Source organism: Microcoleus sp. FACHB-831 (assembly GCF_014695585.1).
Lineage (GTDB): Bacteria > Cyanobacteriota > Cyanobacteriia > Cyanobacteriales > FACHB-T130 > FACHB-831.
Genome location: NZ_JACJON010000075.1, coordinates 41,645 through 56,785 on the forward strand (window position 1 = coordinate 41,645; position 15,141 = coordinate 56,785).

At 47.7% G+C, this 15,141-nt stretch carries 14 protein-coding genes; 5 read left to right on the forward strand and 9 right to left on the reverse strand.

Annotated features, from left to right (window positions below):
* Positions 1 to 196: 196 nt before the first annotated feature.
* Positions 197 to 1,120 (reverse strand): ADP-ribosylglycohydrolase family protein, encoded by a 924-nt coding sequence (locus tag H6F77_RS23625; RefSeq protein ID WP_190491365.1) that lies wholly within the window; start codon positions 1,118 to 1,120, stop codon positions 197 to 199.
* A gap of 123 nt (positions 1,121 to 1,243) precedes the next feature.
* Between H6F77_RS23625 and H6F77_RS23630 the strand changes: the two genes are divergently transcribed.
* The 5 genes from H6F77_RS23630 (at position 1,244) to H6F77_RS23650 (ending at position 5,403) form a co-directional block, all read left to right on the forward strand.
* Positions 1,244 to 1,834 carry a chromophore lyase CpcT/CpeT gene (locus tag H6F77_RS23630; RefSeq protein WP_190491366.1) on the forward strand — a complete coding sequence of 197 codons (591 nt, stop codon included), beginning with the start codon at positions 1,244 to 1,246 and terminating at the stop codon, positions 1,832 to 1,834.
* 118 nt (positions 1,835 to 1,952) lie between these two features.
* Positions 1,953 to 3,107: an NAD-dependent epimerase/dehydratase family protein gene (locus H6F77_RS23635; RefSeq protein ID WP_190491367.1), complete on the forward strand. Its 1,155-nt coding sequence runs from the start codon at positions 1,953 to 1,955 to the stop codon at positions 3,105 to 3,107.
* 217 nt (positions 3,108 to 3,324) lie between these two features.
* Entirely contained in the window at positions 3,325 to 3,615 is a 291-nt protein-coding gene (locus H6F77_RS23640) for a hypothetical protein (protein WP_190491368.1), read from the forward strand.
* Positions 3,615 to 4,259, forward strand: coding sequence for a DUF4291 domain-containing protein (locus H6F77_RS23645; protein WP_190491369.1), 645 nt, complete (start codon positions 3,615 to 3,617; stop codon positions 4,257 to 4,259). The genes H6F77_RS23640 and H6F77_RS23645 overlap by 1 nt, the downstream gene beginning before the upstream one ends.
* Positions 4,260 to 4,269: 10 nt before the next feature.
* Entirely contained in the window at positions 4,270 to 5,403 is a 1,134-nt protein-coding gene (locus H6F77_RS23650; RefSeq protein WP_190491370.1) for a glycosyltransferase, read from the forward strand.
* A gap of 115 nt (positions 5,404 to 5,518) precedes the next feature.
* Here the strand turns inward: H6F77_RS23650 and H6F77_RS23655 are convergent, their stop codons facing one another.
* The 8 genes from H6F77_RS23655 to purC all read right to left on the reverse strand — a co-directional run bounded on the left by H6F77_RS23655 (position 5,519) and on the right by purC (position 15,046).
* A complete protein-coding gene (locus H6F77_RS23655; RefSeq protein ID WP_242022546.1) occupies positions 5,519 to 6,523 on the reverse strand; it encodes a glycosyltransferase family 2 protein in 1,005 nt (334 codons plus the stop codon).
* Positions 6,524 to 7,057: 534 nt separating this feature from the next.
* The gene (gene lpxB, locus H6F77_RS23660; RefSeq protein ID WP_190491371.1) at positions 7,058 to 8,272 is read right to left on the reverse strand and encodes a lipid-A-disaccharide synthase; all 1,215 of its coding nucleotides are present in this window, start codon (positions 8,270 to 8,272) and stop codon (positions 7,058 to 7,060) included.
* The gene (gene lpxA / locus H6F77_RS23665; RefSeq protein ID WP_190491372.1) at positions 8,269 to 9,063 is read right to left on the reverse strand and encodes an acyl-ACP--UDP-N-acetylglucosamine O-acyltransferase; all 795 of its coding nucleotides are present in this window, start codon (positions 9,061 to 9,063) and stop codon (positions 8,269 to 8,271) included. The genes lpxB and lpxA overlap by 4 nt, the downstream gene beginning before the upstream one ends.
* Positions 9,060 to 9,221 carry a hypothetical protein gene (locus H6F77_RS23670; RefSeq protein ID WP_190491373.1) on the reverse strand — a complete coding sequence of 54 codons (162 nt, stop codon included), beginning with the start codon at positions 9,219 to 9,221 and terminating at the stop codon, positions 9,060 to 9,062. Before H6F77_RS23670 ends, lpxA begins: the two co-directional genes overlap by 4 nt.
* A gap of 61 nt (positions 9,222 to 9,282) precedes the next feature.
* Complete coding sequence (gene fabZ, locus H6F77_RS23675) at positions 9,283 to 9,807, reverse strand: 3-hydroxyacyl-ACP dehydratase FabZ (RefSeq protein ID WP_190491374.1); 525 nt, start codon at positions 9,805 to 9,807, stop codon at positions 9,283 to 9,285.
* A 129-nt stretch (positions 9,808 to 9,936) separates the two neighbouring features.
* Positions 9,937 to 10,767: a UDP-3-O-acyl-N-acetylglucosamine deacetylase gene (gene lpxC, locus H6F77_RS23680; RefSeq protein WP_190491375.1), complete on the reverse strand. Its 831-nt coding sequence runs from the start codon at positions 10,765 to 10,767 to the stop codon at positions 9,937 to 9,939.
* Positions 10,768 to 11,170: 403 nt separating this feature from the next.
* The gene (locus H6F77_RS23685) at positions 11,171 to 14,149 is read right to left on the reverse strand and encodes a BamA/TamA family outer membrane protein (protein WP_309228909.1); all 2,979 of its coding nucleotides are present in this window, start codon (positions 14,147 to 14,149) and stop codon (positions 11,171 to 11,173) included.
* A 153-nt stretch (positions 14,150 to 14,302) separates the two neighbouring features.
* A complete protein-coding gene (purC, locus tag H6F77_RS23690) occupies positions 14,303 to 15,046 on the reverse strand; it encodes a phosphoribosylaminoimidazolesuccinocarboxamide synthase (protein WP_190491376.1) in 744 nt (247 codons plus the stop codon).
* Positions 15,047 to 15,141: the final 95 nt, after the last annotated feature.

Here is a 15,141-nt window from a genome sequence, read left to right on the forward strand (position 1 = left end):
AATTGGTAAAGTATCCGTAAAGGCACTGATTGAGAAACTACGGAGATGCTTAGGCTTCAGCCATGAATCGGGGCGTCATAGGCTAGCTGTTTGAATTTAAAGTAGTTATTCTGCCCTTACCCCAAGGAAAAGAAAGATTTTTATTTTCGCTCTACCCTTTTTCGGGCAGATTTTAATTTCAGAATCAGGCTGAAAGTCAGCGTCGGCTTGTGTCAGCCCCTGAAATATCGCCCATAAAATCGGCAGGTAAAGATTCTCGCGCCGAAATCCAAGCTGCGGGTACTCCCCGAAGGCGAGCCGAAAGTGCGACGATACCGCCCGCGATCGCGCATGTTGTATCCATGTCGCCCAAACCGCTTACTGTTGCCCAGAAAGCTTCCTCGTAGTCACCCAGATGACGTGCAGCGCACCACAACGCAAAAGGTACGGTATCAGCCGCTGAAATTTTGTAACCCGAACCTAGCTGTCTCGCTACTACTGTTGGACAACGGCTGTTAGGTATGTTTACGGACTGTTTAATGCCGCTACAAGTTTCCCCATTCGGGACGTTTTCGGCAATAAGTTGGAGAAATCTCTCTGAAGATATAGATTCACCTTCACCAACACGATAGGCAAGTGCAGCCGCAACAGCAACAGCGATCGCTCCTGCAATCCCCTCTGGATGGGCGTGTGTGGGCTGGGCCGATAAAATTGCATTTTCTTTAACAGCTTCTAAATCGTCGGCAAAATAAGCGCCCAAGGGTGCTACTCGCATCGCCGCCCCATTGCCATACGAGCCAGTTCCAGCGAACATCTGCAAGGCTTCAATTCGCCAGTCTGCTCCCGATTGAAACCCGAATAACAGCCTCTGCGCCCCTGCACCATAGCCGCGCCAAGGAGTGAAGCGTCTGGCAAATCCCCTCGCTAGCGCATCGGGATCGATGCGCCCGTGACAATAAAGCGTCTCTACGATAGAGAGTGCCATCTCTGTATCGTCGGTGTATTGCCAAGGCGCTGGGGGAATTAGACGCTGTTCGATGCGGCTTTCTAGACCAGCACCAGCGCCAAAAAATGTTTGTCCAAGCGCGTCGGCGACAGAAAGCCCAGTTAAGGACAACTGCATGCGTTCTACCGGGTTCATCGTATTAAATAGTCCTCGTTCTTACCGCAGGCTAGAAGAGATACCTAGTTAGCAGGCGCAGTGGCGATTGCCCGTCTTAAAATAAGGGGGATCTTTCTCAAACAACAGCAATTTTAATAAACAATGACGCATTCTACTGATATCGCCACTTTAGCTCGTTGGATGGCAGCAGATTTCAGCAACCAGGAACAAGCTTTTGAAAATCCTCCCTTGTACGCGCATATTCGCGTCTGTATGCGTCCCCTACCTATGGAAGTTCTGTCGGGTGTAAGTTTCATAGTCGAACAAGCTTACGATTACATGCTCAACAACCCTTACCGAGTGCGAGTTTTAAAGTTGATTGAGACAAGTTCGCACATAGAAATCGAAAACTATACCATCAAGCAAGAAGAACAGTTCTACGGCGCATCTCGCGACCCGAAACGTCTGCAAGCCCTAAAAGCAGATCAACTGGAGAAACTACCAGGCTGCAACATGATCGTCGAGTGGGAGGGTAACAGCTTCAAAGGACACGTTCAACCCGGTAAGGCTTGTATGGTGTTTCGCAAAGGCAAAAATACATATCTTGACAGCAGCTTTGAGATTGATGAGGAAAAATTTATTAGTATTGACCGGGGACGCGATCCGGAAACCGACGAACATATCTGGGGTTCGTTGGCTGGCCCATTCTACTTTGTGCGCTGGGCAAGCTTTGCCGATGAAGTAAAGGTTTAAAGCGATCGCGGGTTGGAACGTTCCAACGTTCCAACGTTCCCAGGACATTCTTAGTCTAGAGGGGACACAAACCTGCTACATTGACCGAGTATTGGCAAAAGAGAATTACTAATCGAGTATGAAAGTCCTGGTTATTGGCGGTGATGGCTATTGCGGTTGGGCAACCGCACTCTATCTTTCCAATCAAGGGTACGAAGTCGGCATCTTAGATAGCCTGGTACGGCGTCACTGGGATTTGGAACTGGGCGCTGAAACCCTAACGCCGATTGCACCAATTCAACAACGCATCCAGCGCTGGCGCGATCTCACGGGGAAATCGATTGACCTGTTTGTTGGGGATATCACAAATTACGATTTTCTCCGCAAGGCGCTGCATGCGTTTGAACCAGAGGCGATCGTCCATTTTGGCGAACAGCGTTCGGCACCATTCTCGATGATTGACCGCGATCGCGCGGTTTTGACTCAAGTCAATAATGTGGTGGGTACGCTGAATCTACTTTACGCCATGAAGGAAGATTTCCCAGATGCCCACCTAGTCAAGCTGGGGACGATGGGCGAATACGGTACCCCCAATATTGATATTGAGGAAGGCTACATCACCATCGAACACAATGGACGCAAAGATACTCTGCCTTATCCCAAACAACCGGGCAGTTTTTACCATTGTTCAAAAGTCCACGACAGCACTAATATCCACTTTGCTTGTCGGATGTGGGGTTTACGCGCAACAGACTTAAATCAGGGTGTCGTTTACGGCGTGCTGACTGACGAAACTGGGATGGACGAGTTATTGATTAACCGTCTGGACTACGATGGAGTGTTTGGCACGGCGCTAAATCGCTTCTGCATTCAGGCAGCAATAGGACATCCTCTGACTGTGTATGGTAAGGGCGGACAGACGAGGGGCTTTTTGGATATTCGGGATACAGTGCGATGCATGGAATTAGCGATCGCCAACCCCGCAGCCCCTGGCGAGTTCCGCGTCTTCAACCAATTCACCGAATTGTTTAGCGTCGGCGACTTAGCCATGATGGTTAAAAAAGCTGCTAACGCTATGGGATTGAATGTGGAAATCAATCACTTAGAAAACCCCAGAATTGAGAAGGAAGAACACTACTTCAACGCCAAAAACACGAAACTGCTTGACCTCGGTTTGCAGCCGCACTATTTATCTGATTCGCTTTTAGATTCTCTACTGAACTTCGCCATCAAATACCAGCAACGAGTAGATAAAAATCAGATTCTACCCAAAGTTTCTTGGCATCGAAAGTAGTTCTTAGCTAAATTGGTTGCGGGGAATTTAACCCAGTTCCCGTAAGATAATTTGTCTGTTTTGCCTAGCCTAGTCCCCGCTCGGATATCGTTTCCGATCTGCCTAACCATTTTTCAAATCGGCAAAATTTTGCCGATTTGAAAAATGTCTAATAAATGCCTTTTCACAAAGCAGAAATGTCAAAATGCACGATTTGATGCGACACTAGGACATGAAAATGCGATCGCTTGTTCTCTTACTCTTGGTTGTCATGCCTGGTATTGGCGCAAGTAGCCTAAGTCTCTACTACTTAATCCTAGAATGGGCGGTACTAGATGCTAGCTATAAATATTACCAAAAAGTGGCTAACTCTCCCTCTTCAACAATGCGAGACTTGTTCGTTGCTGAAGCCGCACAGAACAGACACAGAATTAATTGTTTTGCTGAAGGCGTGGGAGTGTTATTAGGAGGAGCGATCGCATCCATTGGCATTCACGGAATCTGTACCCTCCGCAAAAGCAGCTTGTGATGTCGTTGAATACAGAACCATACTTAACCCAAATCAGCAAATGGCCAGAAACTGGTCGTCATATTTTGGCACAGTTTGACGACACTTCTATTGTCGTTTACCAAGCCTATCGTCCAGCAATCGGTCGCTTTGCAGCATCACATAACTATTTTGGTGGCGAATTTAGTCTTAACCGAATGAGTTGGATTAAACCCAACTTTCTCTGGATGATGTATCGTTCCGGTTGGGGTACTAAAGAAGGGCAAGAAGTGACACTTGCTGTAAGGCTAAAACGCTCGGCTTTCGATGAAATTTTGTCAGCAGCGGTACATTCTAGTTTTTTACCAGATTTTTATCCAAGTGAAAAAGAATGGCAACAAGCTGTTGAACAATCTTCAGTGCGGCTGCAATGGGACCCAGATCATCACCCAAGCGGCGCGAAACTTGAGCGACGTGCCATTCAATTAGGATTGCGCGGTGATGTATTGCGCCATTACGCGCAAGATTGGATTGTAAATATCGAAGATATTTCTGAATTCGTGCGACAGCAGCAGGAATTCGTTAAAGCTGGTGACTGGTCAAAATTGCTAACACCATGCGAGGAAGTGTATCCCGTCAGTAATTCTGACATTGCCAAGAGGTTAGGATTATCAGCCGCTTACTAAGCAGTTTTCTATGCGAATCGCTCTTTTCACTGAAACATTTTTGCCCAAGGTTGACGGAATTGTAACGCGCCTGCGCCACACTGTTGAACATCTACAGCGCAATGGCGACCAAGTGTTGATTTTTTCTCCTGATTACGGACTGCGCGAGTATAAGGGAGCTAGAGTTTACGGCGTTCCTGGTATGCCTTTGCCTTGGTATCCAGAGTTAAAAATGGGTTTTCCCCGCCCAGCAATCGGACATGAATTAGAACAATTTCAGCCTGATATTATTCATGTCGTCAACCCAGCTATCTTGGGATTGGGTGGAATATATTATGCCAAAGCAATGCATGTTCCTCTTGTAGCTTCTTACCACACTCATTTACCGCAGTATCTACACCACTACGGTTGGGGTATTTTGGAAGGTTTCCTCTGGGAATTACTAAAATCTGCTCACAATCAAGCGGAATTAAATTTGTGTACTTCAACTGCTATGGTGCAGGAGCTAACTAATCATGGCATTGAAAGAGTAGATTTGTGGCAGCGGGGGGTAGACACGGAAACGTTTCATCCCAGCTTGGCTAGCGAGGAAATGCGATCGCGCCTCTCTCAAGGACATCCAAAAAGTCCCCTTCTACTCTATATCGGTCGCCTTGGCGCTGAGAAAGAAATTGAGCGCATTAAGCCAGTTTTAGAAGCTATTCCCGATGCTCGTTTAGCTTTAGTAGGAGATGGCCCTAATCGATTAGCCTTAGAACAACATTTTGCTGGTACTCCCACTAATTTTGTTGGCTATCTTGGAGGTAAAGAACTTGCCTCTGCTTATGCTTCCGCTGATGCTTTTATCTTCCCTTCTAGAACAGAAACGCTGGGATTGGTGTTGTTAGAAGCGATGGCTGCGGGTTGTCCTGTGGTGGCGGCGCGTTCTGGTGGAATTCCTGATATCGTCACAGATGGAGCGAACGGCTATTTGTTCGATCCAACTGATGAACAAGGAGCGATCGCTGCCACAGTCCGCCTCTTATCTCACCAAAATGAACGCGAAAGTTTGCGCCAAAACGCTAGGCGCGAAGCCGAACGCTGGGGTTGGGCTGCTGCTACTCGCCAGCTACAAAATTACTATAAATCAGTAGTAGGTGCGCGATCGCTCTATCGCGCAGCCTAAAAACTTCTAAGGTAAGAATTCAGGTACAGACAACTCAGACTTCAAAATAATTACTGCTGTTTTCTGAGCCTTGTATTCTGGATTCTTACCTTGAACTAACCTACTTGCATCCCCATTAACAAGGTTTGACGCCTTGCATCGACTTGCTATCAATTGTTGGTGGCTTTTGGAATAATTTAGACAAAAACGCGATCGCCAAACCCGCGAATTTCTTTAATTTCCTTTCAACCTTTTTAAAGAAGTTGGCATCGTAATCAAATATAGTCCTCTGAGTAAACCTATCTGCTGCCAAATTGCGAACTACTAATGGTGGATGCTTCAACGGACATTCCACAGCAGATAAACTCATATTGCTATAGGGGCTACTTGTATCAACGGTATGGGTTGCGTCCATACCATGCCCAATATTAGAAACTAAGTTTACATCCGGAGCAACAGACAAACCATTCTGCACCCAGCAGGTAAACATCCATCTAAAATCCCAAGCACTTAAATATCCGTCATAAGCAAGCTGAATAGTCCGCTTCCAAACTTTCACCGCATAAGGGTCTGCAAGTATATTCTTGAGCAAATCTGCGTCTCTTACTTCTGGCCAGACCTTGAGTTCACCATCATAATGCTGCCATGCCCTTCTCCAACTTGCCCATCCCCAGCAAAGGGTATAGCGCGAGAAGAAGTAGCTATATTTAGTTCTGCTTTGCCCAAACTGGACGTTTTGCCCAGATATATTCATTACTCGTTCATCGTCTCGATAGCGTTCGAGCAATTCTTCACAGTAGCGGAAAAAGGTCGGATGGGGCAGGCAGTCATCTTCCAGGATAATGGCTTGCTCAACTATGCTGAATACCCAATTTAATCCATCGGGGATGCGGTTATCGCATCCCATATTCACGTCGGAGTAATTCTTTAATACTTCGCACTTCCAATCTACACGGTCGATAATTGCACGGGTAGCAGCGCACTTTTCCGCTTCACCTGGTCGGTCTGCACGCGGGCCATCGGCAACTACTAAAAGTATTGGTGGTTTTGCTTCGCGAATTGCCTCAAACACCCTTTCTGTTGTCTCGGGGCGATTGAATATCATCAAGGCAACAGGGGTTTTCAACTGCCATTTAGCCATTTCCGAACGTCCCCACTCTTGTTATTTATTAGTAAATGCAACCTTTAAGTTATTTCCCCGCCTCGCATGATGTAGCTAAACACGCGAAGCAAGTAAACTTTGCCTGCCGAAAATAATATAGCAGGACTGAGGCCAGTCTATATCCCTTGAGTCTGATATTACATCAGACTTTTTAATATTAATTTTACATCTCACGATAGATGAATTAGCTTTTCGCTTAATTTTACCGATACACAAATAGGCTGAATTTAGTAACGAAATTTTATTGGTATGAAGCTTGTAAACCTTGCCATTACTAAGCTTCAGTAATTTAAACGTTTCAATATAAACACAAAAAATATTAAATTCTCATCTTATTAGGCGATCGCAGAAGTAATAGAACTTCTTGTGAGTTGCTAGGCTGGAGTTTTCGGTTTTGCATCCCTAATAGAGAGTTAATTGTCGCCTAGATTACTAATATATTATTTGCATAGAAAAAACTAATATTAATTAATTAGTAAGGATATTTTGTATCGTAAATAACAACTAAAAATGTTAAAGCAGAGCCAAAATAGCACTCGCAGCGCGATCGCATACGCCCGCTTCTCCCAAAAGCGATTGCATTTCCTGATAGTCTGCCAAGTTTTGTTGACGCTTCTCTGAATTCAGCAGAAGTTCCAAACTCTCCTGAGCAATGTTTTCTGGTGTAGCTTGTTCTTGCAGCAACTCGGGCACAATTTGTCGCATCACCACTAAATTGGGCGGCGACATGAACGAAATAGAAAATCTTAATATGCGGGCAAGCCAGTAGGTAATCGGACTGACGCGGTAGATAACTACTTGCGGGACGTTGAGGAGAGCAAGTTCCAAGTTCACCGTGCCAGATTTAGCGATCGCCAAATCTGCTGCTGCCAGCACTTCTTTAGTTTTATCAGTTACAAGAGTAGCATGCAGGCCATAATCCTTAATCGCTTGTTCAATTTGCAAGCGATAAGCTTCTAGAGACAAAGGTATCCAGAAATGAACATCGGGCAACTTGTTCTGGATAGCTTTAGCTGCCTCGAACATCGCAGGCATGAGATATTTTAATTCTTGAGGTCGGGAAGCGGGTAAAAGCGCGATCGCCATTTGGCTATCCTCAATTCCCAATTTTACCCGCGCCTGTTCCCGACTGGGAGCAGTTTTCATCCTATCTACTAAAGGATGACCAACCAGAGTGACATTAGCACCTTTGGCTTTAAAGTAACGCTCTTCTTCTGGAAAAATCGCCAACAGCAGATCCGTCATTTCCACAATCCGCTTGATGTCTCGTGCAAAAGGCCACCAAACCCAAACCTGGGGCGAAATGTAATAAACTAGCGGCACTTTAGGCAACTGCTTGTGAATATAGTGACCTAAACTTAAATTTGGCCCCGCATAGTCGATCAGCACTACTAAATCAGGCGGGTTACTTTTTAGATATTGTTTAGCGCGACGCTGTAGCTGGAGAGTTGGTAAGACAAAAGGCAGCGATTCGACAAGTCCTAACGAACCAATAGCGCTGGTATTGCCAAGCATAGTAGCACCAGCCGCTTCCATGCGATCGCCCCCCAAAGCCACAATTTCTAAATCTATCCCAGCAGCAACAGCCGCCCGCTTAAGCCCTTCAATCAGCAGCGAACCTTGCAGATCCCCAGACACCTCACCAGTGCTGATGAAGATAGTTTTAAGTTTTGAGTTGTAGAGACGCGATTCATCGCGTCTGAGTTTTGGATTCAAAAGATTACTCATAACTTTCCGGGAATCGATCCGCGCCGTCCCTCCATCTGTGACAATTGCAAGAATCGCCGCAAGTGCTGAACTTGTTCGTTATCTGGTAGCAATTCGAGTTGTTCTAGAGCTTGATTTAGGGGTAAGCGAGAGCGATAGAGAATGCGAAAAGCTTTTTTGAGGATGCCTAACTCTGAATCTGACATTCCGGCGCGTTTAAGCCCCACAAGATTGAGCGATCGCACCTTAGAAGGATTTCCCTCTACCAAAGTAAATGGGGGTACATCTCTATCAATGCGACTCATACCGCCCACCATCGCGCCTCGCCCGATATGGACAAATTGATGAATTCCCAGGACACCGCCAATCGTCGCCCGCGACTCAATGTTAACGTGACCTGCAAGCGCTACGGCATTGGCAATTATTACGTTATCGGCGATCGCGCAGTTATGGGCAACATGAACGTAAGCCATCAGCAAATTATTATTGCCTATCAGCGTGACTTCACCTGCGCCAGTTGCTCGGTTAATCGTCACATACTCGCGAATCTTGTTCCCGTCCCCAATTTTTACCCACGATTGAGCGCCATTATATTTTAGGTCTTGGGGTTCTAAGCCAATCGCCGCACCAGGGAAGATCTGATTTCCTGCACCAATTTCTGTTGGCCCCTCCAGGATCGCATGAGCGCCTATCGTTGTTTCCGGGCCGACCTTTACCTTATCCCCAATGACAGCATAAGCGCCAACCTGTACCGTTGGGTGTACTTCAGCACCTGGGTGGATAACAGCGGTGGGATGAATGAGTGTTTTCATAGACAGTGCTGAGTGTTGTAGAGACGCAAATTTGTAGCGTCTTTAGTGCTGAGTGAGGGCAACAGATAAAGTCGTGAGGGAAACTGCGTCAGCAGCGACGAGAAGGGAGTGAGGAGAAACAAGTCCCCAAAGTATTTGCCAATTATAGATTCTTGCAACCCCTTCCCCCTAACAACACCACACTCCGCACTTTTTAACCCTCAGCACTCAGCGCTGATTTTAGTCAACAAGGGAAAACATCAGTTCGCCCTCTGTAACAAGCTGACCATCTACGTGAGCCTTAGCTTGCATCTTCCCAAAACGACGCCGCTTTATACACAGCAGTTCCACTGTCATTACCAGTTGATCGCCCGGTACGACGGGGCGACGAAACCTGACTTTATCAATTCCGGCAAACAGAAATAATCCGCCTTCAACTTCCGGTAACTGGGTTAATACTATACCCCCGACTTGAGCCATTGCTTCAACTATCAGCACTCCAGGCATGATCGAGCGTCCTGGAAAATGGCCTTGAAAATGGGGTTCATTAAAAGTGACATTTTTGATGCCAACAGCGCGTTTCCCTGGTATGTACTCGATAATCCGATCTACGAGGGCAAATGGATATCTGTGAGGCAGCAGTTTTTGAATTTCTTCAGCCGTGAGAATGGCTTTACCAGATGCTGTGGATATCTGACCATTCTGGGGTTGAACGGGCGCACTAGCTGGTGAATCGGGAGTGTTGACGTTTATGGCTGACGACATGGGGCAATCAATTTTAAATTTTAGATTTTCTGGAGGCTGGAGTTTTTCCGCAGGGATGATTTTGGATTAAGTCATCGCTTGTTGATTGCCTGAATTTTAGACTCTGACCAGCAGCCTGGAATCAAAAATCTAAAATCCAAGATCCAAAACCCGTTGGGTGAATTGGACGTGCAGGTTGTGGCTGGCTTTGTAAGCGGTGACACTAGCTTTGGGAAAACTTCCCAATAAACTTAAGTCTCCTACTAAATCTAAAAGTTTATGACGTACTGGCTCATTTGAAAATCTTAAGGGAGGATTAAGCCATCCTTCAGAGCCGCAAACCAAGGCGTTGTCTAAGCTACCGCCTTTTATTAAACCAGCTGCCCGCAACTGGTCGATCTGATGAGCTAGAGCAAAAGTACGTGCAGGAGCGATCGCGCTGGCAAAACTTTCTTTCTCAGGCGACCAGCTGTGCCACTGGTTGCCTATCGCGCTTACGTCGAAGTCTATTTCGTAGGTGAAGCGGGTAGAGGGTGCTGGGATGGCGGCTACATACGCATCGCCTTGGTATACGACTACGGGTTCTTTGAGAACTAGCTCCTGGCGCAATGCTTCTTGAGGGATGACGCCCGATTTGGCGATCGCTTCTGCCCAACACGCCGCCGAACCATCCAGGAGGGGCACTTCTGGGCCATCAATCTCAATCCTTGCATTATCAACGCCACTAGCAGCTAAAGATGCTAGCAGGTGTTCCACCGTCCGCACGCTTGCCTCGCCGCATGCTAGTTCTGTTGAGAGCGTCGTAGACTTGACCGATTGCACGCGCGCCGGGATTATATCCGAACCAGGAAGGTCTACGCGAACAAAATAGCGACCTGAAGAAGCGATCGCGGGTAGCACGCGCACGTGAGTTACAACGCCGCTGTGCAGCCCTACGCCCGATAACTCAAAGGACGCGCCCAAAGTGTGCTGATTTGTCATTATTTATTGTTTACTTAGACAAAGATAAGGCATTCAAGCCTTAAGAAGTCGAACGCCAATTTGTATTTCATATACTAGGCGATATCACCTAGCTTCTTGTACAGTTGCTGCGAAAAAGTTGGAATTTTCAATTTAATTATTGAGGGCGATTCCCAACAATAATTTTTGTCGATTGAGCGACTGATTTGCATTCAATAAATAACCGGAATACAAAACACCAATCCCCAAAATGAGTAGAACTGCAACATATACCCATTAAGTTGTTCAAAGCTCCCCTTTTTAAGGGGGATTGGGGGATCGATCCGTAGCTCATTAAAACAAAAATCCTGACTAGGAACTATTTAGCTTGGAGTATTCAACCTCCAAGCTAGAAAATCCAGGGAACGTGAAAAAGACGCCGACCCTAGAAACGCTCACCAATACCAAAGTGCAAACGGCCTTCACCTTGTTCGTTGAAGCCGTAATCCACCCGGATTGGGCCGAGGGGTGATTGCACCCGAACGCCTAAACCGAAGCCAAGGCCACTCCCAGGCTTGCCGCGCACCCCTGCGGGATCTCCAGGGACGTTTCTACCCGTGCCCAAGTCAGTTCCGATATCAACAAATAAAGCACCACCAACGATCGAGAAAATCGGGAAGCGATATTCGGCTGTTGCCTGAATAAAACTGCGCCCAGCGCCTACATCTCCTTCCTGATAACCGCGCACCGAGTTGCTACCACCGAGGGAAAAGGCTTCATAAGGAGGCAAATCGCCCAATGCAGTACCCCCTTGAATGTTAAAAGCTAGAGCTTGAGGGCCTTTATTGAAGCGGGTAAAGTTAACAGGAATGTAGTGGCTGTAGCTGCCGCGCAGTCGGCTGAGGAAAATGTTACCGCTGCCAATGGGTATCGATTGCTCAACCCCCAAGCGCAGGAGAGATCCGCTTGTAGTCTGCAAGGGATTGTTGCGGCGATCGCGCGATACGCCAAACTGAACCGTAGTCAAGTCGTCTTTACCGCTTTCACTAAAACTCAGGCGATTGCCCAACTCATCTTTGGGGCTGATATCACCATTGCGATCGCGTATGGAAACCCGTTGATACTGCAATCCTAGCGAGGCCACCCATTCTGAAGTTGCCAGAGGATTCCTCGACAAAGGACGGGTAAAATTAACACCGCCGCCCAGACGAAGCACGCGGGGGCGATCGCCTCCCGGCAGATCCACTTCTCTTTCGCCACCATCAAAAATCAGCGAAATAGTCCGGCGTCTGAACGCATTCACCGTATACGAGGTGCGGTAAGGATCGCCCGCAATCCAAGGATCTGTGAAGTTGACATCAAACAGCAACTCCCGCTGACCCACCTGCAACTCACCGCCCAGTTTCTGGTTGTTGCCCCCCAGGTTTTGCTGCTGATAGCTCAGCGTACCAAATAGGCCGCTCGCAGAGCTAATACCAGCCCCAGCCGCGATAGATCCGGTATTCTTCTCAATCGCATTTACAACAACCACCACCTGACGCGGATCTTTACCAGGACTGAATGAAAGCTGCACATCCTCAAAAATACCCAGGCCATAAACCCGTCGCAGATCTCTTTGCGCCGTGTTCCGGTTAAAAACATCGCCCCGTTTTAGCTCCAACTCTCTTGTGATAATAAAGTTGCGGGTACGACCCCGGATCGGTCTTCCTTGGCTATCAGTTGCCTCTCTTTCTTTGCTGAGAAAGCGAACCTCAACATCCTCAACAACACCTTCTGCCACCAAAAGCGTGACATTGCCATCGGCGTTAATTTGGGGAGTTTCAATTACCTGTGCCAGGTCATAACCGTTATCTTTGTACCACTGGTTTATCCTCTTGATACCTTCTTGCAAGTTGCGTAGGTTAAGAACCTGACCGTATTGCGCTTTGAAAGCTTCATCAATTACCTGTTGGGGTAGCGCTTGCTTGGCAGCACCTTCGGGCACCGGGCTGACACTCACTTGGCGCAAGACGGGGTTAGGCTGCACAACAAAGCTCACGCGCACCCCTAAAGCCGTATCTGCTGGTTCAACATTGACCTGAGCAAAGTAACCCGTCGCGTAGATGGCATTGACATCTTCTTGTAACTGGCTTCGTGTAGCCGTGCGTCCGGGCTGAGTGCGAATGGTCTGGTAAATGAGGTTTTGCAGTTCGCCTTCCACGCCTGTAACTAACACTTCAGCCACCAATACTCTAGGTTCCGGTTCTTGTGTAGCTTCAGATGGAGTTTCTTGTGCTGGTGCAGGCTGCAATTGAGGCTCTGGCGTCTGGGTTGGTTCAGACTGCGCTGGAGCTTCTTGTGTCTGCCTTGGCCGAGATGGGGTGTCTGGTGTCTGGGTTGGTGCAGGCTGCAATTGAGGCTCTGGCGTCTGGGTTGGTTCAGGCTGCGCTGGAGCTTCTTGTGTCTGACTTGGCCGAGATGGGGTGTCTGGCGTCTGGGTCGGTGCAGGCTGCAATTGAGGCTCTGGCGTCTGGGTTGGTGCAGGCTGTAATTGAAGCTCTGGCGTTTGGGTTGGTGCAGGCTGCAATTGAGGCTCTGGCGTCTGGGTCGGTTCAGACTGCGGAGAACCTTCTTGTGTCCGACTTGGCCGAGATGGATTTTCTTGTGTCTGCGTTGGCTGCGTCTGTGCTATTTGCCCTTTGTTCTGGTTAAAAGCCTCCTGTTTGTGCTGGCTTTGGGGCGACCAAGGAGGGATTGCTGCTACACGTTCTCGACGCGGTTTTATGTCTGTTTTATCTGTTAATTGCAAATCGCGTGCTGACAAGGGCGATCGCTCTGTCGGTTGTCCGTTGTTAGTTATCGACTGACCGCTAACTTCTAGGGGCTGAGTTTTAATTTCTAACTCGCTCTTCTTGATTTCTGGCTGCCCAATAGCGACCCTAGTCTCATCTATCTGGGCTGCATCGGACTGAGTTTTAACTTGTAACTCAGTAGCCTTGTCTGCTGGCTTAGGAACGGCGAACTCTAAATTGGCTGAGGATTCTGGCGCAGCGATTTTCGGGGTAAGAACAAAAGCCTGACTGCTGTTTTTATCTACCAGGGGGTTTGCCCCAGGGCTAGGGCTATTTGCGCGATCGCTCTCGTTTGATTGTGGGCTAAGCTCATCCGCACTTGTTGGCTGCGGCTGAACTGCTGAAAATTCAGAATACTTAACCCAAGAACCAGTAGTTCCATCTCTTGACGGTTGGGCGGGCAGTGTTGCACTACTGCTCTTGGCTTCTGTCTCCTGAGCGATATCGGCGTTCTGATTAGACTGGGCTTTTGCTGCAACGTTGTTTAAAGCAAAAAAACCAGGCATTGCCGCCAAAACCACTACTACAAAGTGATATAAGCGAGGTAACAGATAATACTGGATGTAACGGATATACTTTATGTCGTTTGCCACTTCCACACACCATTGAATTGCTATCAGCTATTAGCATAGATGGTTGGTAGTTGCTAGTTGTCAGTTGTCAGTTGTCAGTTGTCCCTTGTCGGTTGTCTATTTTTGACTGACGTTGACTGGTGACGAATGACTAATGTAATGACCGCTAAGCCACTAACCACCAACTACGTTCCCAGTAGTTGCCAAGACCCTCTCTAGAACCTGCTGGTAGGCATCTTCCACCTGCCCTAAGTCTCGCCGGAAGCGGTCTTTGTCCATCACCCTTCGGTCGGGGTCGGATTCTGAATCGTTCCACAGACGGCAGGTATCAGGACTAATTTCATCTGCCAACAGCATATGTTGCTGTTGGTCAAGGCCAAACTCCAGCTTGAAGTCAACTAAGGTAATGCCGCACTTATGGAAAAATTCCTTAAGGATCTCGTTAATTCGCAATGCCATTGTCTGCAATTGCTCCAGCTGTTCTGGGGTGGCAAGAGACATTAACAACAGGCGATCGCGTGTCAACAATGGATCTCCCAGTTCATCGTTCTTATAGTAGAACTCGACTAGGGGCGGTTTCAGCACCGTGCCCACCTCTAGGCCAGTCTGTTGACACAAACTTCCGGCAGCAATGTTCCTCACTACCACCTCTAAAGGCACTATCCGCACTGCTCGAACTCGCATTTGGTTCGGTGCAGGACAATCGATGAAGTGCGTGGGAATGCCGTTGGCTTCGAGCATTTGGAACAAGTGCGCGGCAATTTTGCAGTTTATCTCACCTTTGCCTGCGATGGTACCCCGCTTTTTGGCATTAAAGGCTGTTGCGTCGTCTTTGAAGTTTGCCAGCAGAACCTCTGGTTCATCAGTACTGTAGATAATCTTGGCTTTCCCTTCGTAGAGCTTTTGATGGGCGGACATAGAAAGTAGGTTTATGTAGTTGAAGATATTCGCAAGCAGCAAGAGAAGATTGTAGTCCCTCTGGAGTAGGATCGCCTCAATATCTGGCCACCTGG

What these genes read in the sequence shown, in the direction of transcription:
- H6F77_RS23625 (WP_190491365.1), bottom strand. Translation starts at nt 1,120, where the DNA reads ATGAACCCGGTAGAACGCATGCAGTTGTCCTTAACTGGGCTTTCTGTC.
- H6F77_RS23630 (WP_190491366.1), top strand. Translation starts at nt 1,244, where the DNA reads ATGACGCATTCTACTGATATCGCCACTTTAGCTCGTTGGATGGCAGCA.
- H6F77_RS23635 (WP_190491367.1), top strand. Translation starts at nt 1,953, where the DNA reads ATGAAAGTCCTGGTTATTGGCGGTGATGGCTATTGCGGTTGGGCAACC.
- H6F77_RS23640 (WP_190491368.1), top strand. Translation starts at nt 3,325, where the DNA reads ATGCGATCGCTTGTTCTCTTACTCTTGGTTGTCATGCCTGGTATTGGC.
- H6F77_RS23645 (WP_190491369.1), top strand. Translation starts at nt 3,615, where the DNA reads ATGTCGTTGAATACAGAACCATACTTAACCCAAATCAGCAAATGGCCA.
- H6F77_RS23650 (WP_190491370.1), top strand. Translation starts at nt 4,270, where the DNA reads ATGCGAATCGCTCTTTTCACTGAAACATTTTTGCCCAAGGTTGACGGA.
- H6F77_RS23655 (WP_242022546.1), bottom strand. Translation starts at nt 6,523, where the DNA reads ATGGCTAAATGGCAGTTGAAAACCCCTGTTGCCTTGATGATATTCAAT.
- lpxB (WP_190491371.1), bottom strand. Translation starts at nt 8,272, where the DNA reads ATGAGTAATCTTTTGAATCCAAAACTCAGACGCGATGAATCGCGTCTC.
- lpxA (WP_190491372.1), bottom strand. Translation starts at nt 9,063, where the DNA reads ATGAAAACACTCATTCATCCCACCGCTGTTATCCACCCAGGTGCTGAA.
- fabZ (WP_190491374.1), bottom strand. Translation starts at nt 9,807, where the DNA reads ATGTCGTCAGCCATAAACGTCAACACTCCCGATTCACCAGCTAGTGCG.
- lpxC (WP_190491375.1), bottom strand. Translation starts at nt 10,767, where the DNA reads ATGACAAATCAGCACACTTTGGGCGCGTCCTTTGAGTTATCGGGCGTA.
- purC (WP_190491376.1), bottom strand. Translation starts at nt 15,046, where the DNA reads ATGTCCGCCCATCAAAAGCTCTACGAAGGGAAAGCCAAGATTATCTAC.